The sequence below is a fragment of the Streptomyces sp. NPDC047981 genome (assembly GCF_040653315.1).
Classification (GTDB): Bacteria; Actinomycetota; Actinomycetes; order Streptomycetales; family Streptomycetaceae; genus Streptomyces.
In genome coordinates this window covers 1-25,802 of the sequence record NZ_JBEZNQ010000040.1, presented here as the reverse complement: position 1 = coordinate 25,802, position 25,802 = coordinate 1, and the positions used below count along the sequence as shown (strand labels likewise).

Below are 25,802 nucleotides of genomic sequence, written 5' to 3'. Positions count from 1 at the left end.
CATCGTTCTCACCCAAGGAAGGTCACCGTCATGGCGACACGATTCGGCCTGGTCGGATCAGGAATCATCAGTGAGGAGCACGCGCTCTCCCTCCGGCAGATACCGGACGCCGCCGAACTGACGGCCGTGTTCGACGTGGTGCGGGAGAACGCCGAGCGCTTCGCCGCACACTGCCTGCGCACGCACGGCATCGAGGTCGAGGTCGCGAAGAGCCTCGACGCGCTGCTGGCGCGCGACGACGTCGACGCCGTCTCGGTGTGCACCCCGAGCGGAACGCACGAGGACATCGCCGTGCGCTGCCTCACCGCCGGCAGGCACGTCCTCGTGGAGAAGCCGCTGGGCATGTCGGTGGCGTCGGTCGACCGGATCATCGCGGCCCGTGACGCGAGCGGCATGACAGCCGGCGTGGTCAGCCAGCACCGTTTCACCCCCGGCAACGCCGCCGTTCGCCGTGCCGTGGAGGAAGGACGGTTCGGACGCCTCACCTCCGGCAGCGCGGCCGTCAACTGGTACCGCTCGCAGGCGTACTACGACTCGGCCGGGTGGCGCGGCACGCGGGCCATGGACGGCGGCGCGCTGATGAACCAGGGAATCCACACCCTGGACCTGCTGTGCTGGTTCCTCGGCGAGCCCGTCGAGGTGTACGCGCACAGCGGCTGCCTCGCCCACGAACGTGTCGAGGTCGAGGACACGGTCACCGCGACGGTCCGCTTCGCCGGCGGAGCGTCGGCCACCGTACTGGCGACGACCGCCGCGTACCCCGGGACCCATGTGCGGCTCCATGTGAACGGAGACCGGGGGATGGCCGTGCTCGAAGCGGGCGCGCTGAAGTTCTTCCACGCCGCTCCGGACGGTCACAGCACCGACGACCCGCCGTACGACCCGGGCACGGGGCTCGACACGGCCGAGCAGGAGCTCGGCCGGGGCGGTACGTCCGGCGGTACCGCCGCCTGGACCGCCCACGCACTCCAGATGCGCGACTTCGCGCAGGCGGCACACGAGGGTCGGCAGCCCGCCGTGACCCTCGAGGACGGTCGACGCACCGTCGCCCTGATCGAGGCGGTCGAAGACTCCGCGCGCACCGGCCGTCCGATCCGTCTCGATCCGCCCCCGAGTCCTCGGGGCGCGCACCACGAGAAGGGAGCGTTCGCGTGAAGTACGCCGTATTCACGGCCAGTACGCCCGAGCTGACCCACGAGGAGGCGGTCGCCGAGATCGCCGGGGCCGGGTACGACGGCATCGAGTGGCGGATCACCGACCAGCCGCCGGCCGAGGAGGCGGAGGACGTCTGGGCGGCCAACCGGTCCACCTGGCCGTTCACCGGCCTGGCGTCGCTGGTCGGCGACATCGCCCGCGTCACGGCCGAGGGCGGCCTGGAGATGCCCGCCCTCGGTACGTACACGGCCTGCGGGGAGCCCGAGTCCGTCGAGGCGGCCATGGCCGTCGCCCGTGACCTGGGAGTGCGCCAACTGCGCGTCATGCAGCGGGGTTACGACTCCTCCGCGCCGCTGCGCGCGCAGTGGGACCGGTGCCGGGCGGAGTACCGGGACGTGGCTCGGCTCGCCGCCCGGTACGGGGTCAGGGCACTGATCGAGATCCACCACGGATACCTCGCGTCGAGCCCCGCGGCGGCGGCCGCGCTCGTCGAGGGCCTCGACCCGGAGCACGTGGCCGTCATCCACGACCAGGGGAACATGGTCTACGAGGGGTGGACCGAGTACCGCAAGGGCCTGGAGGAACTCGGCCCCCACCTGGCGCACGTGCACCTCAAGAACGGCCTCTGGGAGCCGGAGGAGCCGGACGGCGAGCGCGCGGACGGCGCCACCCGGTGGCGCAACCTCTCGGCGCCGCTCCGCGAGGGACGCATCGACGTGGCCGCGCTGCTCGGCGCGTTGCGCGCCGTGGGCTACGACGGCTGGATCACCTTCGAGGACTTCGCGATCCACCGCCCACCACGCGAACGCCTGCGCGACAACCTCGCCTATGTGAAGGACCTGCTGGCGGACATCGACGTCACCGCGGCCGCAGACCGGTGAAACCGTGACTCGCCACTGACCGCGACCGTCTTCGACCCGGCACCGCCGCCACACCCCTGACACGCCCGTTCCGAGGGAATCCCATGTCTTCGTTCACACTGCGGGTCCCGCCCCTTCCCGGCGGTATCGGCATCTCAAGGCTCCGCGTCTACGACTGGGAGGCCGCCGACGGTCTGCGCGGCGGGGCACCCCATCTGCACCTGGCCTGCACCGAGGGGTACGTCGTGCTGGGTGGCCGGGGTCGTGTGCAGACGCTCAACGCCTCCGGCTATGCCGAGACGGAGCTGGTCCGGGACCGGGTCGTGTGGTTCACGCCGGGCACGCTGCACCGGTTGGTCAACGACGACGGCCGGCTGGAGATTCTCGTCCTGATGTCCAACAGCGGGCTGCCGGAAGCGGGGGACGCGGTCTTCCCCTTTCCGAGGGCGGTACTCGACGACACCGAGGCGTACGCCCACGCTGCGGCGCTGGATCGGGCCGAGCCCGAGAAGTCGGCGCGCAGCCGCCGGGACCTCGCCCTCGCAGGGTTCGCCGAGCTTCGCTCGGCCGTCCAGGGCGGCGGCCTCACCGCGCTGTCGGCCTTCCACGAGAGGGCCGCGGAGCTGATCCGCCCCAGGCTGCCCGAGTGGCGAGCCATCGTCGAGGCAGGGCCGACGGCGGCGGTCACGGCGACCGCCGCGTACCTGCGCGCACTGGAGTCGGGGGCGGAGCACCTGCGCGACGCGACGGTCGCCCGCGCGGCGACGGTGCCGCGGTGGGGGATCTGCGGACATCTCGGTGCCTGCGATCTCGACGGTGCCGTCGCGCTACCGCCGCGGGGCCGGAGCGGTCCGTCCATTTGTTGATCACGTTGTCCGGGGGCGGGGACGCGTCCCCCAGGGGCCGTTGGAGAAAGGGAGCTGATGAAAAGGGCTGGTAGCGGAACGCTGGTGGCGCAATCCGCCGGCAGGACGGCGGGCGCGGAGCCACCGCGCGAGGAAGAACCGGTGGTCGCGCGGCGGCGCCCGCGCGGGCAGGGCCTGCCCGCGCGGATGCGCCGGGACCGGGCGCTGCTCCTGCTGATGCTGCCGGGGGTGCTGTACTTCCTGGTCTTTCAGTACGGGGCCCTGTTCGGGAACCTGATCGCGTTCAAGGACTTCAAGCCGTATCTGGGGCTGAACGCGAGCCCGTGGGTGGGCGTCGCCAATTTCCAGGAGCTGTTCACCGAGCCGGGGTTCTGGCACGCGGCGCTGAACACGGTCGTCCTGGCGCTCGTCCAGCTCGTCTTCTACTTCCCGGTGCCGCTCGCGCTGGCGCTGCTGCTGCACAGCCTCATCCAGGGCAGGACGCGGAAGTTCGTGCAGTCGGTGGTCTATCTCCCGCACTTCATCTCGTGGGTGATCGTCGTCGCCCTGTTCCAGCAGGTGCTCGGCGCGGACGGGGTCGTCAACGGTCTCTTCGGCGGCGGGGACCACCTGGTCGACGTCATCGGTAACCCGGACGCGTTCAAGCCGCTGATGGTCCTCGAACTCATCTGGAAGGAGTGCGGCTGGGGCACGATCATCTTCCTCGCCGCGCTGCACCAGGTCGACGAGAGCCAGTACGAGGCCGCCGCGATCGACGGCGCCGGCCCCTGGCGGCGGTTCTGGCACGTGACCCTGCCCTCGCTGCGCGCGGTGATCTTCCTGCTGCTGATCCTGCGCCTCGGGGACATCCTCTCCGTCGGCTTCGAGCAGATCCTCCTCCAGCGCGACGCGTTCGGCCCGGACGTCGCCGAGGTCATCGACACCTACGTCTACTACTACGGCGTCCGCGACCAGAACTGGGGCGTGGCCGCCGCGGCCGGCCTGTTCAAGGGCGCGATCGGCGCCGTCCTGGTCTTCACCGCGAACAAGGTCGCCCACCGCATGGGCGAGCAGGGGGTGTACCGCTGATGAGCGACGTCCGAACCGAGCGCCCGGCCTGGATGGAGAAGCCGAAACCGCTGACCCAGGGGGCCAAGGGAATCGGCCTGGCGGTCACGGTGCTGGTTGTGGTGATCCCGCTGTGGGTCGTGATCGCCACCAGCTTCGCCCCCGACACACAGGTCGCCGCGAACGGCGGCTACGCCATCTGGCCGCAGGAATGGACCCTGCGCGCCTACGACCTGGTCTTCTCGGGCGGCCAGATCACCCGCGCCCTGGTCGTCTCCGCCCTGGTCACCCTCGTCGGGACCCTCCTGAGCCTGGTCTGCACGATCACCCTCGCCTACGCCCTCGCCCGTCCCGGCGTGGTCGGCGGCAAACCCGTCATGCTCGGGATCCTGTTCACCTTCCTCTTCCCGGCCGGCATGATCCCCAGTTTCCTGGTGGTCAACTCGCTGGGGCTGCGCAACACGTACACCGCGCTGTTCCTGCCCGTCCTGGTCTCCGCGTTCAATCTGGTCGTGATGCGCGGCTTCTTCCAGGGCATCCCGGCCGAGCTTTTCGAGTCGGCCAAGCTCGACGGCGCCGGCGAACTGCGCATCCTGTGCACGATCGTGCTGCCGCTGTCCAAGGCCGTCATCGCGGTCGTCGGCCTCTTCTACGCCGTCGGCTACTGGAACGACTTCTTCCGCGGCCTGCTCTACCTCGACGACCAGTCCATGTGGCCGGTGCAGACCTGGATGCGCACCTACGTCGTACAGGCGCAGAACCAGCTGATCCAGGTCGGCGGAGCCACCAGCGAACAGGTCGACTTCGCCCCGCAGACGGTGAACATGGCCGTCGTCGTCCTCGCCACGATCCCCATCCTCATCGTCTACCCCTTCATCCAGCGCTACTTCACCAAGGGCGTCCTCACCGGCGCCATCAAGAGCTGACCCTCAGCACCCACCACACGGCACCCACCACACGGCACACCCGAACCTCCCGGGCCGATGCCCTGCCTCGTCATGTCTCTTTTCTCCGAAGGAACCGATCCGTCATGAGCGTCTCGCGCAGAACCGTCCTCCAGGCCGCGGGGATCTCCACCGCACTGGCCGCCACCGGCTTCTCCCTGTCCGGCTGCTCCACCTCGTCCGGCAAGAGCGACACCGGCAACGCGGGCAAGGACCTCGCCCCCTGGCCGACGTACGTCCCCCACCCCGACGCCGCGAAGCCGGACCTCGCACCGACCGAGGAAGGCGTCCAGCCCGGCTTCACCTCCTACCCCCGGACGCTGAGCAAGTCGGTCGCCGAGAAGCCGGGTGACGGGTCGAAGGTCACCGTGTGGACCATCACCTGGGGCGCACCGCCGAAGCCGAAGGCCAAGCACCAGCTGTGGCAGGCGATCAACAAGGCCCTCGGCGTCGACCTCGAACTCACCGTCATCCCCGCCACGGAGGCCCCGCAGAAGTACGCGGCACTGGTCGCCGGCGGCGAGTTCCCGGACGTCATCGCCGTCACCGCCTTCCTCCCCGACGTCGCCGAACTCGTCTCCGCCAAGTGCCAGGACCTCACCGAACACCTCTCCGGCGACGCGATCAAGAAGTACCCGAACCTGGCGGCCATCCCCACCTACGCCTGGAAGGCCACCGGCCGGATCGGCGGCAGGCTCTACCGCGTCCCGGTCGAGCGACCCCGCATCGGCCAGAGCCTCTACGTCAACAAGGAGCGCTTCGAGAAGGCCGGGATCTGGATGCCGGAGACCGGTGCCCTCGGCGCCGAACAGCTCACCGAGGGGCTGCTGCAGATCGGCCGCACCCACCGCAACAAGTACCCGATCGGCGCAGGCGGCAACGGCGCCTTCAACTACAACTCCATCGTCCCCACCTTCGGCTCCCCCAACAGGTGGCTCCTGAAGGACGGCCAGTTCCTCCCGTCCGCGGGTGAGGACACCACCAAGGCGGCCATCGAGTACCTCGCGACCTGGCAGAAGGCGGGCGTCCACCGCCCGGACCCGCTCTCCCACGACGCCACCCTCGGCTCGGACTTCATGTCCGGCATCACCGCCGCGACCGGAAACTCAAACGCCTCCTTCACCGGCTGGGCCACCGGCATCAAGGACGGCTTCACCCTGGAGACCCTCCGTCCCTTCAAGCCCACCAACGGAGCCACCCCCGGCCACTGGCTCGCCCCCGGAGCCGACTACCAGACGGCTCTGAAGAAGGCCCCCAAGGCCCGCATCGAACTCCTCCTCCGGGTCCTCGACTTCCTCGCCGCCCCCTTCGGCACCGAGGAGTACGAACTCATCAACTACGGAGTCGAGGGCACCCACTTCGAGCGCGGCGACGACGGCAGCCCGGCCCAGACCGAACTCGCCCTCAACGGCGACAACAAGGACACCCTCGGCGTCGGGTTCATGGCCTGCCCCCAGCAGGTGCTCTACCTCCCCTCGTCCGTGCCCGGGGCCGCTGAGACGGTCAAGCGTCGCCACGCCTTCCAGAGCGAGGTCATCACCTCGGGCGTCGCCGATCCCTCGCTCGGCCTGCTCTCCGCGACCTGGAGCGCCAAGAAGGAACAGCTGGATCTCTTCGCCGGGGACCTCGTCAAGGCGATCGTCATGGGCCGCAAGTCGATCTCCGACTGGGACCCCATGGTGAAGCAGTGGAAGTCCAGAGGCGGCGCACAGGCCGCGGAGGAGCTGGCCAAGGAGTACGAGGCAGCGAACAAGGCCTCCTGAACTCCACGCCCACCCGCGGCCGCCAAGAACGGCGCCGAGCGGAGACCTGACCCTCCGCTCGGCGCTCCGGCCACCCGAGCACATCGAAGGGGACATCCCGATGACAGCCCGACCGCGCCCTCGCACCCTCCTCGCCATGGACCCCTTGTTCCCGGGCCTGTTGTTCGGCCCGGAGACGGCCGCCCGGCTCGTACGCATGGCGGACGTCGACCTGGACCACGTGGTCACCGACTTCACCGACCCGGGCGACCCGACCCTGGATTCCGTGCTGCGCTCCACCGAAGTGCTGCTGACCTGCTGGGGGTGCCCGCCTCTGACGGAGGCCGTGCTGGCACGCATGCCCCGGCTCAAGGCGGTCGTCCACGCGGCCGGCTCCGTGAAGGGGCTCGTGGGGGCGTCGGCCTGGGCCCGGGGCCTGGCCGTCTCCTCCGGGGCCGAGATGAACGGCCGCCCTGTCGCCGAGTACACGCTCGCCGCGATCCTCATGGCGAACAAGCGCGTCCTGCCGATCGCCCGGACGTTCCGCGAAGAGCGCCGACCGCTCCCGCTGCACACGATGCTCGCCGACGCCGGCAACTTCCGGCGCACCGTCGGCATCGTCGGAGCGTCCAGGGTCGGCAGGCGGGTGATCGAGCTTCTGCGCCCCTTCGACCTGCACGTCCTGCTCTACGACCCGTATCTGGGCGAATCGGACGCGGCGGCGCTCGGTGCCGAACGCGTCGGCCTCGACGACCTGGTCCGGCGCAGCGACGTGGTCAGCATCCACGCGCCCGAGACCCCCGAGACGTACCACCAGTTCGACGCCCGCCGCCTCGCGCTGCTCCGCGACGGCACGACGCTGATCAACACGGCGCGTGGCTCGCTCGTCGACACCGCTGCGCTCACGAGAGAACTGGAGTCCGGCCGCATCCACGCGGTCATCGATGTCACCGAACCGGACCGGCTCCCGGAGGACTCGGCGCTGTACGACCTCCCTAACGTGCTGCTCACCCCGCACATGGCCGGCTCCTTCGGCGGCGAACTCCACCGTCTCGGCGTCTCGGCCGTGGACGAGGTGGACCGCTACGCGCACGGTCTGCCGTTCCGCTACGCCGTCGAGCCCGCGCTCCTCACCCGGTCGGCCTGACGGTCCCCTGCCCCCCCACGCCCACGACACTCACACCGCACCCCACCGCTGGAGGTCACATGACAACGCCGTCGTGGTCCCGTCGCTCCTTCCTGTCCACCGTGGCAGGCACGGCCCTGGCCGCCGGAGTCCTCGGGACGACCCCCGCCCTCGCGGCCGACGCGTACGACACGATCCGTCTGAAGTGGCGCGAACTCCTGCTCGGTACGGGCATCAGCGCGAGCGACCCGCTGTTCTCCGGGAGGCTGAGCGACCTCGGTACACAGGCCGCTTCGTTCCGTTCCTCGATGGCGCCCTCGGCCTCCTCCCTCTGGCCGGACCTGCCCTACTCCTCGCCCGCGGGCGACCCCGTCACGGGCAGCTACAACCGGCTGCGGACCATGGCGCTCGCCCACGCCCAGCCCGGCACCGGCCTCACCGGCAACGCCTCGCTCGCCGCCGACATCGTCGCCGGTCTCCAGCACGTCCACGACGGCGTCTACAACGCCTCGTTCACCCTGCCGAACCTCAACTGGTGGTGGAACGCCCAGATCGGCGCGCCGACCTACCTCCTCGAAACCTGCGCCGTCATGTACGACCATCTCTCGGCGACCCAGATCACCCAGTTCTGCGCCGCCGTCGACCACTTCGTGCCCGACAGCCAACTCGACATCGGAGCCCCGCACAGCGACTCGGCCAACCGCGTCGACTTCTGCAAGACCATCGCCCTGCGCGGCATCCTCGGCAAGAACTCCGCGAAGATCGCCACCGCCAGGGACGGGCTCTCCCCTGCCCTGCCCCTGGTCACGTCGGGCGACGGCTTCTACCGCGACGGCTCCTACGTCTTCCACAGCTACCATCCCTACGCCGCCTCGTACGGCAACGCCTTCCTCGGCGGCATCGCCTACCTCTGCGCCCTGCTCGACGGCAGTGCGTGGGAGATCACCGACCCCAACAAGCAGCTTGTCTTCGACGCCGTCGAACAGTCCTTCTCTCCGTTCGTCTACAGCGGCGTGATCATGGATTCGGTGAGCGGAAGGGCCTGCAGCAGGGAGCTGACAGGCGTCGACGCGAGCCGCTCGGGCGGGGACCACGCGCGCGGGCAGGGCATCATGGCGTCCATCTCCACGCTCGCCATGGGGGCGAGCGCCGCGGAACGCGCCCGGTGGCACGGTCTGATCAAGGGCTGGCTCCAGCGCGACTACTACGTACCGTTGCAGGACACAGTCCTGAGCGTCCCCTCGCTCTCCCGGCTCAACGCGATACGCAACGACAGCGCGGTCACCGCGGTCGCCGAGCCGGTCGGCAACCGCGTCTTCGGCTCCATGGACCGTGCCGTGCACCGCCGCCCCACGTGGGCCGCCTGCCTGTCGATGTCCTCCACCCGCATCGCCTTCTACGCCTTCGGCAACCAGGAGAACAAGCGCGGCTGGCACACCGGTTCGGGCATGATCTCCTGGTGGCGTGACGTCACGCTGGGCCAGTACACGGACGCCTTCTGGCCCACCGTCGATCCCTACCGGATGCCGGGCACCACCGTCTCCAAGAAGACCCTCGCCGACGGAGCCGGCGGCGACTTCGGCGCGCCGCGGCCGACCTCCACCTGGGCGGGCGGCACCAGCGACGGCACGTACGGCGCGCTCGGCATGGACGTCCGTGGACTCCAGTCCACTCTGACCGGCCGCAAGTCGTGGTTCTTCTTCGACGACGCGATCGTCTGCCTCGGCGCCGGCATCGGCTGCGCCGACGGCGCCGGTGTCGAGACGATCGTGGAGAACCGCAACCTCGGCCCGACCGGTGGCCACTCCCTGACGGTCGACGGAGTGGGCATGCCGACCACCTTGGGCTGGTCGGCCACGCTCACCGGCGCCCGCTGGGCCCACCTCGCCGCCTTCGGCGGCTATGTCTTCCCGGGCGGGAGCACGGTCAAGGCGCTCCGCCAGGAACGTACCGGAGCATGGCGGGACATCAACGCGAACGGCTCGACCACACCCCTCACCCGCCGCTACGTGACCATGTGGCTCGACCACGGGACCGACCCCTCGGCCGCCGCCTACACGTACCTCATGATGCCGGGCGCCGACAGCACCACCACCGCGGCCCGCGCCGCCGACACCACTTGGCTGAGCCTCCTCGCCAACTCCAGTGCCCAGCAGGGCATCCGCGTTCCCTCGCTCGGCTTCACGGCCGTCAACTTCTACTCGGCGGGCACCGTCGGCACCCTCACCTCCACGGGGGCCGCCTCCGTCATGGTCCGTGAAAACGGCACAACCGCCACGATTCTCGTCTCCAACCCCACACAGACAGTCGGCAGCCTCGACATCACCGTCAACCGCGCGGTGACCGCGGTGGTGTCCAAGGACCCCACGGTCACCGTCCTCTCCACCGGCTCGTCCCTGCAGCTCCGGGTGAACACCGCGGGCCAGGCGGGCGCCACCCAACGGATCACGGTCACCCTCGGCTGACCCTGGGGCCGCCCGGCCGGCCTGGTGGCCGACCGGGCGGCCCCCGCCACGCACGTCATCCGGCGTCGGCGACCGGCCGCGCCTCAGAGAGCCGGTAGACCGCGTAGGAGAAGGAATCGGCGACGAGAACACCGTCCTGGGACCGCACACCCCGCCCGATCAACTCCTCCGTGATGTCGGGCGCCCCGCTGAACTGCACCGTGCGATCGGCCGGGTTGATCACGACGAGGAACTCCTCCTCGGGCAGAGCTCGGGTGTACACCAGGGGGTAGCCCTCGTTCAGCACCCGCACCGAGCCTCGGCTTCCCAGCGCCGGGTGCACGGTGCGCAAGCGGATCAACTCCCGTACCTGGTGCAGGAGGGAGCCGGGATCGGCCTGCTGCGCGGCCACGTCGGGTCGGTCCGGATCGAGGTCGATCGGCAGATAGAGCGAGTCGGCGGGGGCCGTCGAGAACCCGGCGTTGGGACCGGCGTCCCACTGCATCGGTGTCCGGGAGCCCTGGCGCGACTCCGGGCCGAGTTGGCTGCCCTCCTTGTCCGGCAGACCGGGCAGGTACCGCATGCCTATCTCGTCGCCGTAGTAGATGACGGGCAGCGTGGGCCAGGTCAACTGGAACGCCAGAGCCGGTGCGGTCATGTCACGGGTCCGCGTGCCACAGGCGAGGCGGGAGAAGTCGTGATTGGCCGTGGGGAGCGCAATGTGCCCCACCCCGTCGACGGCCGCGGCCGCCTCGCGCCACGTTCGCAGGAACTCCTCCATCGAGCCCTTGCCCTCGGGGGCGAAGTAGCAGGGCTCCTCCGCTCCGGGCCAGACCGGGGAATGGCTGCCTTGGCCGTTGCCCCACAGCGAACGCAGCGCCCGGCCCACGAAATGCAGGAAGAAGTCCGCGTGAATACCGGCGGGCACCGACGTCTTGGGGTCACCCCATTCCGAGAGCAGTGCCCGGTCCGGGTACTCCCGGTCGAGCCAGGCGCGCGTCTCGCGCCACAGGGCGGCGGTGGCCGTCCGCCCCGGATCGTCCTTGACCAGGGAGAAGGCCATGTCCACCCGGAAGCCGGCCACGCCGCGGTCGAACCAGTAGGCCATGATCTCGCGCAGCGCGGCCCGGTTGGCCCGCGGGCCGGGGGCGTCGACGGGCTGCCGCCACGGTTCGGCGGGGTCCATGCGGGCGTAGCCGAAGTTCAGGGCGGGCTGGACCGGATAGAAGTTCGGGAGGTACCAGCCCGAGCGCGCGCCGGGCGAGGCGACCCAGCTCTCCCCGGGCGCCTCGACCGTGTCGGCCCAGATGTAGCGGTCGGCGGCCGGTCCGTTCGGGTCTCCGGCGGACGCGGCGAACCAGGGATGCTGGTCGGAGGTGTGACCGGGGACCAGATCCAGCATGACCCGCAGGTCACGCTCGCGCGCCGCCTCGACGAGCGCCACCAGGTCGTCGTTGCTGCCGTAGCGAGGGGCGACGCTGAGGTAGTCGGAGACGTCGTAGCCCGCGTCGTGGAAGGGGGATGCGAAGAGCGGGCTGAACCACACGGTGGTGACACCCAGCCAGGCGAGGTAGTCGAGCCGCGCCAGGGCGCCGGCCAGATCGCCTACACCATCGCCGTCCGAGTCGCTGAAGCTCTGCGGATAGATCTGGTAGAGCACGGCGTCCGTGAGCCAGGACGGGCCGGCGGAGGAATGAGGGGGCATGACCGCAGCCTAGTCACCCGAAGACATCGAGAGAAAGCGCTTTCTGCCATCATTTCACGGTCGGACACCACCCGGCGTGCGCCCCTTCGCTCCTCGCCCCCCCTGGCGGGAGACAGGCGAGGTCGGCGATCTTCGCCGGGCCGGGGAAGCGCGGGTACGGTCTGGCGACGGAAGAGTGGTGCGAGCTGGAGAGGAGTGGCACGGTGGCGCTGGAAGCCGCAGGGCTGACGGGCGACGAGGAGGCCGGATACCGGGCTCTGGTCGCCCTGACCGTGGGGTCGGCGGAGGACGTGGCCGCGCGGGTGGGTCGGGGTGCGGCGGAGATGCGCGGCGTACTGGCGTCGCTGGAGGGGAAAGGGCTGGTGGGCACGGTGCCGGACCGCCCCGGCCGATTCGCCCCTGTCGCCCCGGACGTGGCCCTCCTTCCGCGCCTGCGGCAGCGTGCCGAGGCCATCGACCGGGCGCGAACGGAACTCGCGGAGCTGACGGAGGTCTACCGTGGGAACATCCGCCGCCGGAACGCCGACCAGCTCATCGAGGTGATCACCGGCGCCGAGGCACTGCGGCTGCGGCTTCGGGAGCTTCAGGATCAGGCACGACACGAGATGGTGTGGTTCTGCAAGGCCGAGTACGTCGCGATGCCGTCGGGCAGCAATCGCGCCGAGTACGACGCGCTGGCTCGCGGGGTGCGGTATCGGGTCGTGTACGAGCGGGCCTTCTTCGACGGCCCTGGGGCAGTGGGCAATGTCGCGGACGGCGTCCGAGCCGGGGAGATCGCGCGGACCGTTCCCGCGTTGCCGCTGAGGCTCGCCATAGCCGACGGCTCCGCCGCCGTGTGCCCGCTGGTGCCCGGTGGGCCCGCAGGAGGGGACGAGGAGCCCACGGCCGCGCTGGTACGTTCCAGCAGCCTGCTCGACGCGCTCGTCGCGCTGTTCGAGCGCTACTGGGAGAGCGCGGTGCCCCTGCACGTAGGGGGTGGGGAAGCACCGGCACCCCACGCGGCGGAGGAAGGACAGGTACTGTCCGCCGCCGACCGGCAGTTGCTCTCGCTGCTGGTCGGGGGTGTCACGGACAAGGCGATCGCCAGCCAGATGGGCTTGAGCCGGCGGACGCTGCAGCGCCGTGTGCACCAACTGATGGAGCTGGCCGGCGCGGACACGCGGATGCAACTGGCCTGGACGGCGGCCCGCCAGGACTGGATCTGACGGGTTCGGCGGACCGGGGCCACCGCGGCGGGCCCGGTCCGCCGGCCGTCACTTCAGACCGTACGCACGCAGGACGGCCTGTTCGACACTGTGGCCGTCCGTGTCCCAGGCCCGGACCCGCACGGAGACATGGCCACCCGCTGTCGCCCGTCCGTGGTCGGCCCGGAAGGTGTACGCGCCGTGGCCCGAGGACGCGGACCGCGGGACCTCGGTCCAGTGGGCCCCGTCGTCGTACGAGGTCCACAGCTTCATCCCCGCGATCCGCGGGTTCTGCGCACCTTCCTGGTGGCGTGCCGTGATACCCAGGTCGACGCGCGCGGACCGGGTGATGAGGTTCTGCGGGTCGACGGGGACGCGGTAGTCCAGCTGGAGCAGCGGGAGCAGCCCGTCTCCGCGTCCGGCGCCGAAGGTCCAGGTCGTATCCGTGGCCGTGGAGTACCGCCACTGGTCGGAGGTGCGGGCGGTCTCCACCCGCAGCCGGTACGGGCCTTCGCCGGTGCCGGACGGGAACTCCCCCCACGGTGCGCCGCGGTCCGCGAGCAGGTCGGTGCCCTGGTAGAGCCGGGTCCGGACGCTGTCCGCGTCGTCCCCCGCCCTGGCGTAGTGCCCGGGCCCGCTGTCGACGAACTCGGGGATGCGCAGCATGAGCACGTCGTCGTGGCGTTCGGAGGCGAGGCCGGCGCCCTTCGGGACGGCCGGGCGGATCACCGAGCCGAACCAGGTGTCCTGGAGCACGTCACGGGCGTCGTAGGTGCGCGGGCTGTGCGTCATGCCGCCGGCGAGCGGGTTGAAGTCGTCCCAGGTGTAGTCGTGCCTCACGCGCTGCCGCCACAGGGTGTCGCCCGCGGTGATCAGTTCGGTGCGGGTGCTCGGCACCTTCAGCGGTGCCTGGTGGTCCCAGGCGATGCTGGTTGTCTCCCACGGGCGCCAGGCGAATCGCTGTTCCTTGGTCCAGGCCTGCCTGCCCGTACGGTGGTAGCGCGCGGTCACCGTGGCGGTGGTGTCGTCCGTGACCGCGTAGTCGAGCCGATCCCGGATTCTGTCGCGTTCGACCAGCATCAGGTCGTACAGGTAGGGGCTGGAGGCGGTACCGGACACGTCGATGCTGAGCTTCTCGCCGCGCGCGAGCAAGCCGATGAGCGCCTCGCCCTGGTCCTGGGAGAGCTTCATGCCGAGGGCCGGAAGCCGGTCGCCGATCGGGGACCATCTGCTCCACACCGGGCCGGGGAACTCGTTGATGACGATGCCTCCGGCTGCCCCGGTGCCGGCCAGGCGGGTAATCTGGTCCTCGGCCCATGTGCCGCCGAAGCGCATCAGGACCAGTTTGCCGCGGAGGTCCTTGCCCGCGAGTTCCTGCTCGGTTCCGGTGCCGACGAAGACCAACGGGAGCCGCCTGGTCCCCTCGACGGCCGGGGACTCGTTGAGAAGGACGGGGGTGAGCGTGGGCGACTTCGCGCCGTGGGCGGTCACCGTGAGCCGTGGCGCGACCATGCGCCAGCGCGAGTAGAACTCGAACGCGCCCTTGACGGCGGTGTCCGTCGGGGTGACGTACAGCTTCTTGACGGTGTCGAACTCGACGACCGTACTGGTGATGCTGCGCGTGCCCCAGGCCCGGTGGGCGGCGTAGTGGAGCATGCCTTGGTGTTCGGCGGGTCTGGGGGTGCGGACGGTCACTTGAGTGGCCTTGCGGGAGTCCAGGACCACCTCGGCGTCGCCGCTCAGGGTGTACTCGGGCCGTACGACGACGTTGTGGTGTTCGCCGGTCGGGTCGGAGCCGGGGATGAGCGCCTTGAGGTAGTAGGTGTCCTCCGGGACCTGGATCCGGGCGGTGCCGTCCGGTCCCATCCAACCGAGGGTGTCCCAGCGCCAGTCCGAGCCGTACACCTCGAAGAGGGGGACGCGAGCGGGCTGTCCGGTCCGGTCGAGCGCCTTGAGGGTGAGCGTGCGCAGCGGGCCGCGCACGGACAGGCCGATCGCCGTGTGGACGACGGCCGTTCCGTCCGGGGAGACAGCGGTGAGGTGGCCGCCATAGTGGCCGGTGGCGCCGGCCCGTGGCAGGGCCGTCACGGAGACATCGGCGGTTCCGGCCGGCGGTACGACGACCGTGGACGCGCCTGCGCGGAACATGCCGGGCGGGGCGGCCTTCCCGTCCGCGTCGCGTACGGCGAGCCTCAGGTCCAGGGTCACGGCGGTGGCGGAGTGGTTGGTGTAGGTGATCTCCCGCGTCACCTCGGCGGTGGCACTGTCCTGGACGCCCAGGTCGGCCGTTCCGGTGGCGTACACCTGCTGTGCCGCGGCTCGGGCCACGTCCACGCGGCCGCCGCCCTGCTGATAGACGCTCAGGCCGTCCGCCATGCGGGCGGTGCTGACCAGTGCGTCCTTGATCTGCCGCGCCGTCCAGGCGGGATGGCGCTGCGCCAGGAGCGCGGCGGCGCCCGCCACGTGCGGAGTGGCCATGGACGTGCCGGAGGCGGAGGTGTAGTGCTCTCCGTCCGGGGTTCCCATAGACGTGCCCTGCGCGCGAGCCGCGACGATCCCGACACCCGGCGCCGTGATCTCGGGCTTGAGGCGGTCGGAGGCCCCGGCCGGACCGCGGCTGGAGAAGTCAGCCAGGCGCTCGTCCCGGTCGACCGCGCCGACGGTCAAGGCCTGGGCGGCGACGCCCGGTGACCCGATGGTGGAGGTGCCGGGACCGTCGTTGCCGGCCGCGACGACGAACAGAGCGCCGGTCTGCTCGGTGAGACGGTTCACGGCCTCGCTGATCGGGCTGTCGTCGCCGGCCGAGGCGTCACCGAGGCTCATGTTGACGACCCGGGCGCCGGATGCCACGGCCCATTCCATGCCCTGGAGCACCATCGAGTCGGAACCGTAGCCGTTGTCGTCGAGCACCTTCCCGACGAGCAGCGAGGCGTCGGGCGCGACGCCCTTGCGGCTGCCGCCGGAAGCCGCTCCGCTGCCGGCGACGCTGGCGGCCACGTGTGTCCCGTGTCCGTGGACGTCCCGGCTGTCCTCGGCCGGGGTGAAGTTGCGGGCCTCGGCGATGCGGCCCGCCAGGTCCGCGTGGGCGGAGTCGACACCGGTGTCCAGGACGGCCACCTTGACGCCCTTGCCGGTCACCCCCGTGTTCCAGACCTCGGGAGCGCCGATCTGCGCCGTGCTGCGGTCCAGGCTTGCCTTCACGCGGCCGTCGAGCCAGATCCGCTCCACGCCCTGCCCCAGCCGCTGCTCCGTGCCGGTCCCCTGAGCCGCGGACGGCCCGACCGGTCGGCTGACGGCGTCCCAGAACCTCGCGGCCTCCGCCTTCTTCGTGGTGACGGCGGCGCCGTGGACACTGCCCAGGGTGGCCTTGCGAGTGCTGTGCTCCGGCACAGGCTGCGCCGAGAGCGACCGCACGGAGTTCCCGTACGTGACGATCAGCGGCACCTGTGCCGTTCGGGCGTCGTCGTAGCCCTGCTCGATGAGCCCGGTCACGTCGAAGAGCGCCGAATCGAGCTGTCCGGAGGCCAGAAAGGGGACCGCGTCGACGGGCGTGACGTGCAAGCGGCCGTCGACCTCTCGGGTGGAGAACCCGTCCCTGTCACGGCCCGGAGCGGGGCGGACCGTCGCGGACTGGCGGCCGTCGGGGTACCGCTCGACGGCGACCGTGTCTCCGGTGATCAAGGTGACGGTGTGGATCGGATCTGCGCTGCTCCGACGGCCGGCGTGGCAGCGCGGGAGCCGGAGTCGCCGTACGCAGTGGCTGGGAGGACCGCTGCCACCAGTGTGGCAGCGGTGGCAGCGCCCACAGCACCGGCCATCCACCGAAAGTTCTTGTGTTCCATGCTCGAACACCCTGGTGGCGTCCCGCTCGTGAGTCAGCAGTTCACCGTGTCCAACCTGTGCCATGTCGCAGTTGCGCCACGAGGGCACGAACGGACACATGGCCGCGAGAGCAGGCCCGGTGCAAACCGTCGCTCCGCCGCAGCTCGCCGCCCCCACCGCCATCGACGACCCGGCAGGCCACCGTCGGCGGCGCCGCGGTCTCGGCGCCCGGCATTGACGGTCACCCCGGGGTTCTCGCGCCCATGGTCTGGATCAGGCACGCGTGAGGCGATAGCGTCAGCATCAACAGAAAGCGCTTGCTATAGCTTTCTCCCGGTCGTTCGACTTGTCCCGCATCTCGGAGATCAGAGACCACATGAGGCCTTCGCATCCCTCCCCCATCACCCTGACCACCGACGACTCGGGCTTCCTGCGCAACGGGCGGCCTCACCAGATCGTCTCGGCGGCGATCCACTATTTCCGCGTCCATCCGGACCTCTGGTCCGACCGCCTGGAACGCCTGCGCGCCATGGGCGTGAACACCGTGGAGACGTACGTCGCGTGGAACGTGCACGAGCCCAGACCTGGGGAGTTCTCCTTCGACGGGGCCGAGGACCTGGCCGCCTTCGTCCGGCTGGCCGGGGACCTCGGGCTCGACGTCATCGTCAGGCCGGGACCGTACATCTGCGCCGAGTGGGACTTCGGCGGGCTGCCCGGCTGGCTGCTGGCCGACCGTACGATCCGGCTGCGTCGCACCGACGCGCGCTACCTGGCCGCGGTCGACGCGTGGTTCGACGTACTCGTGCCCGTGCTCGCGCCGCTGCTCGGCAGCCGGGGCGGGCCTGTGGTGGCCATGGGCGTCGAGAACGAGTACGGCAGCTTCGGCAACGACACCGCCTACCTCGAACACCTGCGCGACGGCCTCCTCGCGCGAGGCGTCGACTGCCTGCTGTTCACCACGGACGGCGCCGGCCACGGTTTCCAGCTCGGCGGGCGGATCCCGGGGGTGCTGACCACCGGCACGTTCGGCTCACGCCCCGAGGCCTCGCTCGCCACCATGCGCGTCTATCAGCCGAAGGGCCCACTGGTCTGTGTCGAGTACTGGCACGGCTGGTTCGACCACTGGGGCGAGCACCACCACACCCGCGACCCGCAGGACGCCACCGCCATGCTGGACAGCCTGCTCGCCGCCGGCGCCTCCGTGAACATCTACATGGGCCACGGTGGCACCAACTTCGGCTGGTGGAACGGCGCCAACCACGACGGCGCCACCTATCAGCCCGACATCACCAGTTACGACTACGACGCCCCGGTCGGCGAGGCGGGCGAACTCACGGCCAAGTTCCACCTCTTCCGCGAGGTGATCACCCGGCACACCGGACCCGTCGCGCACGAGGCGCCCGCGCTGCCCCCACGCCAGGCGCCCCGGACGCTCGCCCTCGACGGACACGTCTCCCTGACCGACTCGCTCGACCTCCTCTCCACGACGCAGCACCACGTCGATCCGGTGACGATGGAGGAAGCCGGCCAGTCCCTTGGCCTCATCCACTACAGGACCAGGCTGCGCGGACCGCTCCCCAAGGCGGAACTCCGCATCGACGGGCTCGCCGACCGCGCCCAGGTCTTCCTCGACGGCCGGGAGATCGGCCTCCTGGAGCGCGACAGGCCGCTCGCAGCACTGGACGTCACGGTGCCCGACGGCGGCGCCCGGCTCGACGTCCTGGTCGAGAACCAGGGCCGGATCAACTACGGTCCGCTGCTCGCCGACCGCAAGGGGATCCGCGACGGGGTCCGCCTCGACAACCAGTACCAGTTCGGCTGGGAGGTCCGCCCCCTGCCGCTCGACGACCTCACCGCGCTCACCTTCACCTCCGCCCCCGTGACCGACGGCCCGGCGTTCCACCGCACGGTCGTCCAGGTGGACACGCCCGCCGACGCGTTCATCGAACTGCCGGGCTGGACCAAGGGAATGGTCTGGCTCAACGGCTTCGCCCTGGGCCGGTACTGGGAGCGCGGGCCGCAGAAGACCCTGTACGCCCCCGGGCCCCTGTGGAAGGCGGGAACCAACACCCTGATCGTCCTCGAACTCCACACACCCGGCACCACCGTCGAGATCCGCGACACCTCGGAACCCCGGCGGACGCACCCATCCCCGTCTGGTAGGCGGCAGGCGCCGGGCCGGAATGTTGACGACGCGGCCCCCTTCGCCGTCGGCCTGCGCCATGCGGACGACAGGGGCCGCCCACCACCCGCCCGAGCGACCGAAACCCAGCACGCGACCCGCGTTCGACACGGGTCGCGTCAACATGCATGCCTTGAGCTCGGATTACTCGCCACTCGCGGCTCAGAGACGAGCCGCTCCCAGACGAGGAGCAGAGGTCTAGACCGGTAAGAGATCCAGTGCTAACTTCTGCACCTAGAAAGCGCTTTCTAAGCGTCGTCGCGATTTTCGGAAGCGCACTCCGTGCCTTGTTCTCTGTGCTGATCGACGAGTAGGGATGAGATGCGGTCGATTCTGAAGGACCTGCTGGCGCGGATCGACGCCGAAGCCTGACCGCGCGCAGGCGTACCGCCTCCTGTGTCTCACCCCCTGATCCACCGTTCCGAGGGATTGCCATGTCTGCTTCCGCATCTCAGGTTCCGCCGCTGCCCGGTGGCACCGGCCTGTCCAGGCTCCGGGTCTACGACTGGGAGGCCGCCGACGGGCTGCGCGGCGGCGCGCCGCACCTGCATCTCGCCTGTACCGAGGGATACGTCGTGCTGGGGGGCCGAGGGCGCGTGCAGACGCTCACCGCGTCCGGGTACACGGAGACGGAGCTCGTCGCGGACCGTGTCGTGTGGTTCACGCCCGGCACACTGCACCGGCTGGTCAACGACGACGGGGCGCTGGAGATCCTCGTCCTGATGTCCAACAGCGGTCTGCCGGAGGCGGGGGACGCGGTCTTCCCCTTTCCGCGGGTCGTGCTCGACGACACCGAGGCGTACGCCCACGCCGCGGCGCTGGATCCGGCCGACCCCGAGAAGTCGGCGCGCAGCCGACGGGACCTCGCCCTCGCGGGGTTCGCGGAACTCCGCTCGGCCGTTCAGGGCGGCGACCTCACCGCGCTGTCGGCCTTCCACGAGCGGGCGGCGGAACTGGTCCGGCCCCGACTGGCCGAGTGGCGGAACATCGTCGCCGCGGGGCCGGCCGCCGCCGTCGCCGCGACCGAGGACCACTTGGCGGCCCTGGAGTCGGGGGCGGAGCACCTGCGCGAAGCCACGGTCGTCCACGCCCGTACGACGCCACGCTGGGGGATCTGCGGGCAGCTCGCCGCCTGCGATCTAGACGGCGCATTCCTTGCCGCGCCCGCCGACACCGGCGGAGTGCGGACCGATTGATCCCTTCGCCCCCGAGGACGCGGCCACGCGTCGAAGGGTCGCTGGAGAAAGGGGGCCGATGAAACGGGCAAGCAGCGGGACGCTGGTGGCGGAGCCCACCGACCGTACGCACCGCACGCGGCCGGCGACGAAGGACAAGAGAGCGCCCACACGCGGACAGCCGCGCAAGCAGGGCTTGCCGGCCCGGGTGCGCCGGGATCGCGCCCTGCTGCTGTTGATGGTGCCGGGGGTGCTGTACTTCCTTGTCTTCCAGTACGGAGCCCTGTTCGGGAACCTGATCGCGTTCAAGGACTTCAAGCCCTACCTGGGTCTCGGCGCGAGCCCCTGGGTGGGTCTGAGGAACTTCCACGAGCTCTTCGCGGAGCCGGCGTTCTGGCACGCCTCGCTCAACACGGTCGTCCTGGCACTGGTGCAGCTGGTCTTCTACTTCCCGGTGCCGCTCGCGCTGGCGCTGCTGCTGCACAGCCTCGTCCAGGGCAGGACCCGGAAGTTCGTCCAGTCGGTGGTCTACCTCCCGCACTTCATCTCCTGGGTCATCGTCGTCGCCCTGTTCCAGCAGGTGCTGGGTGCCGACGGGGTCGTCAACGGTCTTTTCGGCGGCGGGGACCACCTGGTCGACGTCATCGGCAATCCGGACGCGTTCAAGCCGCTGATGGTCGCCGAGCTGATCTGGAAGGAGTGCGGCTGGGGCACGATCATCTTCCTCGCCGCGCTGCACCAGGTCGACGAGAGCCAGTACGAGGCCGCCGCGATCGACGGCGCCAGCCCCTGGCGGCGGTTCTGGCACGTGACCCTGCCCTCGCTGCGCGCGGTGATCTTCCTGCTGCTGATCCTGCGCCTCGGGGACATCCTCTCCGTCGGCTTCGAGCAGATCCTGCTCCAGCGGGACGACTTCGGCCCGGACGTGGCCGAGGTCATCGACACCTACGTCTACTACTACGGCGTCCGCGACCAGAACTGGGGCGTGGCCGCCGCGGCCGGCCTGTTCAAGGGCGCGATCGGCGCCGTCCTGCTGTCCAGCGCCTCGACATCGTCGCAGAGCCGGGCCTTCAGCCCGTGCAAGCACGCCTCGGTGAACAGTTGCTGCGGATCAGCCTCGGCCATCAGCCCGTCCCCCGCATAGCTCTGTCCGCGCCGAAAGCAGCGGCGTTCATCGGCGTCGGACTCCCGTGGCTGCGGGCTGCCGAGCATCCCGACGACCTTCTGCCGGTCCGATTCCCGCGGGCCGGTCGCCCGTCTGCGCTGATGCCGGGTTTGAAGGTAGGACGCGAGCGTGTCCATCGAGATGTCGGTGTGTTGCTGGCAGTACGCGGCGATCAGCAGGGACGCCATGTCCATCGTGGCGGAGGCATCTGTGGCCCGGATCAGCGTCATCCGCTTCCAGTCGTGCGCGAAGTCGGGTTCGGTGTACTGCAGAACCTCCTGGCAGTTCGTGACCGCCTCGGCGAAGAGTCGGTGAACCGCCTGCCGCAGCGGCTCGGGCATCGGGGTGCTGTCCATAGCCGCACGCTAGAGGGGCTGCGCCCCGTCGTACCGGAGTCACACCCCCGGCTCACTTGGACGGACTTGGCTCGCTCTCGGCCCGCGCCGGAATGGGTTGCGCGGGAGAGGCCTCGGTCTCCGCGTGACGGCGGGACGCAGTACGGCCGGGGCCGCCCCAGATGGAGAAGTCCGGCCAGCGGCGGCCTACGGTGGATCTGCGCCGCAGCCGACTTCCCCGATCCTTTCCCGTTCCCGTGCCGGTGGTGCTGCCGGACGGCCAGGAGCTCCGGGCCCGGCTCTACTCCTAGCACCAGACGCCGGCCGGGTGGCGGGGCGACGTGGGCCTGCCCTCGTACCGCAACCGTGAGGACCACTCGGTCGAGGCTGCGGAGTACCGGGCATGGCTCGACGCCCCGCAGCACATTCACTTGATCCCGGGCGTCGACTACAGCTCTGTGCCGGCGATCCGTCCGCCAAAGCCGTCGTTCGTCGAGGAGGTCCTGGGGCAGCGTCGGCCGTCCGGCTGGGTGATGCAGGGCATGGAGCGGGCGGGGCGTCCTGCACGCGCCGGACTGTGCGGAGGCGCCCGACGAGGTCGTGCCGCTGAACCTGGACCACGACCAGGAGCACGAGGAGGACCAGGACGACGACGCGGAGCGGGAACACGGCGATCCGAACTGGTACACCGCAGCCGCCGACCAGACCAACCCGGTCTGGCACGCCAGGCCATCGAGGCCACCGCGACCAGGCGGTCCACCAGCGAACCCTGGAACGCGAGGAAATCGAGCGCCAGGCCGTGCGCGAGAGACTGCGGCCCGGCAAGTCGGCCGCTGCGGCGGCCTCTTTGGCCCGGCCGTGAATGACTCCCGAACTCAGGCTCTGGTCCCCACGGGGCGGCGCGTCTCGACATCGACGAGCACGATTCCGTAGATCCGGCCTTTGCGCTGAGCGTATTCGTCGACTCCGACCACGCGGGGCGTGGCGGTGGGCGGATCCGGCAGCCTGGCCGAGCGGCCACCGGTTCGCCGAACGCATTTGCGCCAGGCACGCAAGCGTCCACGCGCTGCTGGCCGCCAGCCATAGCAAGCGGTCCATCGCCCGGCAGCTCGGCATGGGCCTCAACACCGTCCTCCGCTTCCACATGCTCACCCAGCTGCAAGGCAATGAACTGCCGACGTGGATCGAGGCCGCGGCCACCACCGACCTGCCCAGCCTCCAGCGATTCGCCCGGCACCTGGAGCGCGACCTCGACGCCGTCACCGCCGGTCTCTCGCCGCGGTGGAACTCTGGGGTCGTCGAGGGCCATGTCAACCGGATCAAGATGCTGAAGCGCCAGATGTTCGGCCGAGCCGGCTTCGAGCTCCTCCGCAAGCGCGTCCTGTTATACACGTGACACCCGGGCATAACTCTGGCTCGTAGACGGCATAGCCTCGGCGTGTGACCCGCAGCCGCAGCCAGACCGAGCAGCCTCGCCCTGCCGCTCTCCCTCCCTTTCAGGAACTGCTGGACAATACAGACTGGGCGTCGCTCGCCACGGCCTGCGGCACGGGTGAGTCCCTGCCGGCGGCGCTGATACTCCTGACCAGCTCGGACTCGACGAGATTGAAGACCATGGCGAGCGCGGCGGCGGGGCTGCCGACGCCGCGGGTGACCTTCGTCCGGAGCTTGACCGGCGTCACCGAGACCGCGTCCTGGACGCGCTGAAGACCTGGGGTCACGGCACCAGCGGCCTGGAGGACGCGTCCGACATTGCCGCCCGTGAGCACTACGCCCTCCTGAGAGCTGCACGTGCTGAGGTCGGCACACTGAGCGGATGCGATACGAGGAGAAGGCGAAACTCACCGCCGCGAGAACCCTGATCCCGGTGGCCATCCTTGCCATCTCACCAGTGCTGTTGATAGCCGGAGCACCGGTCCGCCGCCGATACCTCCGCTACGTCTACCGGGAGGAGGCCCCCGCGATCCTGGACAAGGGGCAGGGCCGAATCAGTGTCCACTGGTTCGTGGTCATGAGCCCGCTTCTCGCATGGCTCTGCTGGCCCACAGAGACACTTGCCCGCTTCATTTCGCGCCGAGGTTAGACGGCGAGCTAACTGGCGGGAAGCCGACCGCTGACATGCAGGCCGTCATCGGATCCGAGTTCGCCGCCACGACCTGGCGGAAGCCCGCGAGGCCGGCGTCGTGGGGTCATCGCCGTCTGAAGCGGGCTCGCTGATGACACGGCACGCGGGCAATACCTGCCCTTCACCCGCGACCACAAGGGCATCCCGGCCCTCTGGGTACCGGAATACAAACATGACATCGTCCTCGGCGCCGCCGAGCGCGGTGACACCGCCACCCTGACCTGGATGCGACCAAGACCCCGGACGCCTCCATGGCCACCCTGTGGGCGGTGTCCGCCGCGTGCGGGCCCGATGCCGACGAAGCAGTGCTCGTGGCAGCGCACAGCGACGGCGGCAACGCCGTCGAAGAGAACAGGCACCCCGGACTCCTCGTGCTCGCACGCGACGCGGCGACAACCGCTCACAACAGGACCTTCTCAGCGTGCCACGGTAGCGAGCGCCGCGGCCTACTTCTCGTCGGTCACCGGCTCGAGCCAGGTGGTGCCGGCCCCATTGGCGTCGCCGACGACCAAGGCGATGTGAGCCATGAGGGTCGTGTCGGTGCCGCCGTGCCAGCACTCCTCCCCGGGGGCCGGGCTTGCCTCGCCGCCTCGCGCCACGCCACCTAGCGAGTGTTCGCCGCCCGGGCCCCGGCCAGCTCCCGGGCTATGTTCCGACCGCCACCGCCGCGCCACTCCTCCACACCCTTGCGCCATGCGGAGACGGGCTTGCGGCCCAGGACGATGTCGTTCGCCAGGTCACTCATCTGCTGGCCGAGCGCCGCTCCTCTGCGTGAACTGGTCGGCGAGAACAGCCCGGCCGAGGGGTCCGTCACCGCGGTCTTCGTGAACTCCAACTGGTGCTCGTACTGCGCACGCACTTCGTCGCTGTCCGCGGGGTAGTACATCGCCATCGGCCCGGACCCCAGGTAGCGCACATCCAGCTTGATCTCGGGCACCTTCTCCGGAATCGGGACCGGGTCGCTCCCCTTGGACGTGTAATGGCGACCCTCGATTCCGTACGAGAGGTACCGGTACTCCTCCGTACCGAAGGGCGAGGCAAGGTAGTCGGCGATCTTGAGGATCGTTTCAGCGCGGTCCTTGCTCTCCTTGGACAGGGCCACGATGTGCTTGGACGCCGGACCGAGCCAGCCGGCGCCGCTCCCGCCGTCGAAGCCGGGGTACTGCATGGGGCGCACCCGCATGTCCGGGTAGTCCGCGCCGAACGTCTGGTACAAGCTGAACCAGCCCGAGTAGGTGTTGGAGTGGAAGTAGGCACTGCCTGCGGCGAACCACTGCTGCCACTTGGAGGTGTCGACCAGCGAGTCCGGGTGAACGACACCGGACTCCACCATCTTGCGGGCGGCCTCCAGAGCCTCCTCCTGTGCCTCGTGCTCCACGGCGCTGACGAACTCTCCGCCCTGCACGCTCCAGCCATTGGGGATCTTCAGCATCTTGCGGATCTCGTCGAGCGGGCTGCTTGCGAGCGCCCAGACGTTGCGCTTGGCGTCGGTCAATTCGACGCAGAGGTCACGGAACTCCGCGAAGCTCCTCGGGTCTTCGGTGATGCCCTTCTTCTCGAGCAGGTCCTGCCTGCCGTAGAGCAGCCAGGTGAAGCTGACGCCGCGGTCGATGGGGAGTCCGTAGAGCCTGCCGTCGACCACACATCCGGAAGCCCATGAGTTCTGCGGGATGTTGGCGAGGGCCGGGTAGGCGCTGACCGCGTCGCCGGCGAGGTAGTCGGTCAGATCGAGGCAGCGCGCCCGCAGGAACTGGTCGAAGGCGGCGATGCTCCCGGCCTGTACCTGCATCAGGTTCGGCAGATCGCCGCCGGCGATCAGCGTAGAGAGCTTGGGACCTGTCCCCGAGTGGTGGACACCTCTGAGCCCGGTCCCGGTAGGGGCCGGGTAGGAGGCATCTTTTATGGTGATGAAGGTCTACTCGCCC

18 protein-coding genes and 2 pseudogenes are annotated in these 25,802 nt (G+C 70.1%); 15 read left to right on the top strand and 5 right to left on the bottom strand.

Annotation, left to right across the window (positions count from 1 at the left end; translation table 11 throughout):
• The first annotated feature begins 30 nt into the window (after nt 1–30).
• The 8 genes from AB0E14_RS23425 (at nt 31) to AB0E14_RS23390 (ending at nt 10,205) form a co-directional block, all read left to right on the top strand.
• A complete protein-coding gene (locus tag AB0E14_RS23425; protein ID WP_362421297.1) occupies nt 31–1,155 on the top strand; it encodes a Gfo/Idh/MocA family oxidoreductase in 1,125 nt (374 codons plus the stop codon).
• Nucleotides 1,152–2,036, top strand: coding sequence for a sugar phosphate isomerase/epimerase family protein (locus AB0E14_RS23420; RefSeq protein WP_362421294.1), 885 nt, complete (start codon nt 1,152–1,154; stop codon nt 2,034–2,036). Before AB0E14_RS23425 ends, AB0E14_RS23420 begins: the two co-directional genes overlap by 4 nt.
• 83 nt (nt 2,037–2,119) lie before the next feature.
• A complete protein-coding gene (locus tag AB0E14_RS23415) occupies nt 2,120–2,881 on the top strand; it encodes a cupin (protein ID WP_362421291.1) in 762 nt (253 codons plus the stop codon).
• Nucleotides 2,882–3,067: 186 nt separating this feature from the next.
• Entirely contained in the window at nt 3,068–3,949 is an 882-nt protein-coding gene (locus AB0E14_RS23410) for an ABC transporter permease subunit (protein ID WP_362421404.1), read from the top strand.
• On the top strand, nt 3,949–4,854 hold the full coding sequence (locus tag AB0E14_RS23405; protein WP_362421289.1) for a carbohydrate ABC transporter permease: 906 nt from the start codon (nt 3,949–3,951) through the stop codon (nt 4,852–4,854). The genes AB0E14_RS23410 and AB0E14_RS23405 overlap by 1 nt, the downstream gene beginning before the upstream one ends.
• A 104-nt stretch (nt 4,855–4,958) precedes the next feature.
• Complete coding sequence (locus AB0E14_RS23400) at nt 4,959–6,635, top strand: extracellular solute-binding protein (protein WP_362421286.1); 1,677 nt, start codon at nt 4,959–4,961, stop codon at nt 6,633–6,635.
• A 136-nt stretch (nt 6,636–6,771) separates the two neighbouring features.
• Nucleotides 6,772–7,761, top strand: a complete 990-nt coding sequence (locus AB0E14_RS23395) for a hydroxyacid dehydrogenase (protein ID WP_362421283.1) — start codon at nt 6,772–6,774, stop codon at nt 7,759–7,761.
• A 59-nt stretch (nt 7,762–7,820) separates the two neighbouring features.
• Nucleotides 7,821–10,205 (top strand): polysaccharide lyase 8 family protein, encoded by a 2,385-nt coding sequence (locus AB0E14_RS23390; RefSeq protein ID WP_362421281.1) that lies wholly within the window; start codon nt 7,821–7,823, stop codon nt 10,203–10,205.
• 55 nt (nt 10,206–10,260) lie between these two features.
• Here the strand turns inward: AB0E14_RS23390 and AB0E14_RS23385 are convergent, their stop codons facing one another.
• Nucleotides 10,261–11,889 carry an alpha-amylase family glycosyl hydrolase gene (locus AB0E14_RS23385; protein WP_362421278.1) on the bottom strand — a complete coding sequence of 543 codons (1,629 nt, stop codon included), beginning with the start codon at nt 11,887–11,889 and terminating at the stop codon, nt 10,261–10,263.
• A gap of 203 nt (nt 11,890–12,092) precedes the next feature.
• Here AB0E14_RS23385 and AB0E14_RS23380 point away from each other — a divergent pair, with 203 nt between their 5' ends.
• Nucleotides 12,093–13,094, top strand: a complete 1,002-nt coding sequence (locus AB0E14_RS23380) for a helix-turn-helix domain-containing protein (protein WP_362421275.1) — start codon at nt 12,093–12,095, stop codon at nt 13,092–13,094.
• A gap of 48 nt (nt 13,095–13,142) precedes the next feature.
• Here AB0E14_RS23380 and AB0E14_RS23375 read toward each other — a convergent pair whose 3' ends face one another.
• The gene (locus tag AB0E14_RS23375; RefSeq protein WP_362421273.1) at nt 13,143–16,754 is read right to left on the bottom strand and encodes a S8 family serine peptidase; all 3,612 of its coding nucleotides are present in this window, start codon (nt 16,752–16,754) and stop codon (nt 13,143–13,145) included.
• Nucleotides 16,755–17,271: 517 nt separating this feature from the next.
• Here AB0E14_RS23375 and AB0E14_RS23370 point away from each other — a divergent pair.
• From AB0E14_RS23370 to AB0E14_RS23350, 5 genes and pseudogenes are all read left to right on the top strand, one after another.
• On the top strand, nt 17,272–19,287 hold the full coding sequence (locus AB0E14_RS23370) for a beta-galactosidase family protein (RefSeq protein ID WP_362421269.1): 2,016 nt from the start codon (nt 17,272–17,274) through the stop codon (nt 19,285–19,287).
• A 224-nt stretch (nt 19,288–19,511) separates the two neighbouring features.
• Nucleotides 19,512–20,273, top strand: coding sequence for a cupin (locus tag AB0E14_RS23365; RefSeq protein WP_362421266.1), 762 nt, complete (start codon nt 19,512–19,514; stop codon nt 20,271–20,273).
• A gap of 217 nt (nt 20,274–20,490) precedes the next feature.
• Nucleotides 20,491–21,396 (top strand): ABC transporter permease subunit, encoded by a 906-nt coding sequence (locus tag AB0E14_RS23360; protein ID WP_362421402.1) that lies wholly within the window; start codon nt 20,491–20,493, stop codon nt 21,394–21,396.
• Between the two features lie 150 nt (nt 21,397–21,546).
• Nucleotides 21,547–21,732 (top strand): hypothetical protein, encoded by a 186-nt coding sequence (locus tag AB0E14_RS23355; RefSeq protein ID WP_362421264.1) that lies wholly within the window; start codon nt 21,547–21,549, stop codon nt 21,730–21,732.
• A gap of 1,026 nt (nt 21,733–22,758) precedes the next feature.
• Nucleotides 22,759–23,148: pseudogene (locus AB0E14_RS23350) on the top strand (transposase); the annotation flags it as partial.
• Between the two features lie 100 nt (nt 23,149–23,248).
• Here the strand turns inward: AB0E14_RS23350 and AB0E14_RS23345 are convergent.
• Nucleotides 23,249–23,473, bottom strand: a complete 225-nt coding sequence (locus AB0E14_RS23345; protein ID WP_362421415.1) for a hypothetical protein — start codon at nt 23,471–23,473, stop codon at nt 23,249–23,251.
• Nucleotides 23,474–23,568: 95 nt separating this feature from the next.
• On the opposite strand from AB0E14_RS23345, the gene AB0E14_RS23340 reads away from it, so the two are divergent.
• Nucleotides 23,569–23,835 carry a hypothetical protein gene (locus AB0E14_RS23340; RefSeq protein WP_362421262.1) on the top strand — a complete coding sequence of 89 codons (267 nt, stop codon included), beginning with the start codon at nt 23,569–23,571 and terminating at the stop codon, nt 23,833–23,835.
• Between the two features lie 488 nt (nt 23,836–24,323).
• On the opposite strand, the pseudogene AB0E14_RS23335 reads toward AB0E14_RS23340, so the two are convergent.
• Together AB0E14_RS23335 and AB0E14_RS23330 are read right to left on the bottom strand one after the other, a co-directional pair.
• Nucleotides 24,324–24,446 (bottom strand): annotated as a pseudogene (locus AB0E14_RS23335) (cupin domain-containing protein); the annotation flags it as partial.
• Nucleotides 24,447–24,481: 35 nt separating this feature from the next.
• On the bottom strand, nt 24,482–25,780 hold the full coding sequence (locus tag AB0E14_RS23330) for an extracellular solute-binding protein (RefSeq protein ID WP_362421399.1): 1,299 nt from the start codon (nt 25,778–25,780) through the stop codon (nt 24,482–24,484).
• Nucleotides 25,781–25,802 lie beyond the last annotated feature (22 nt).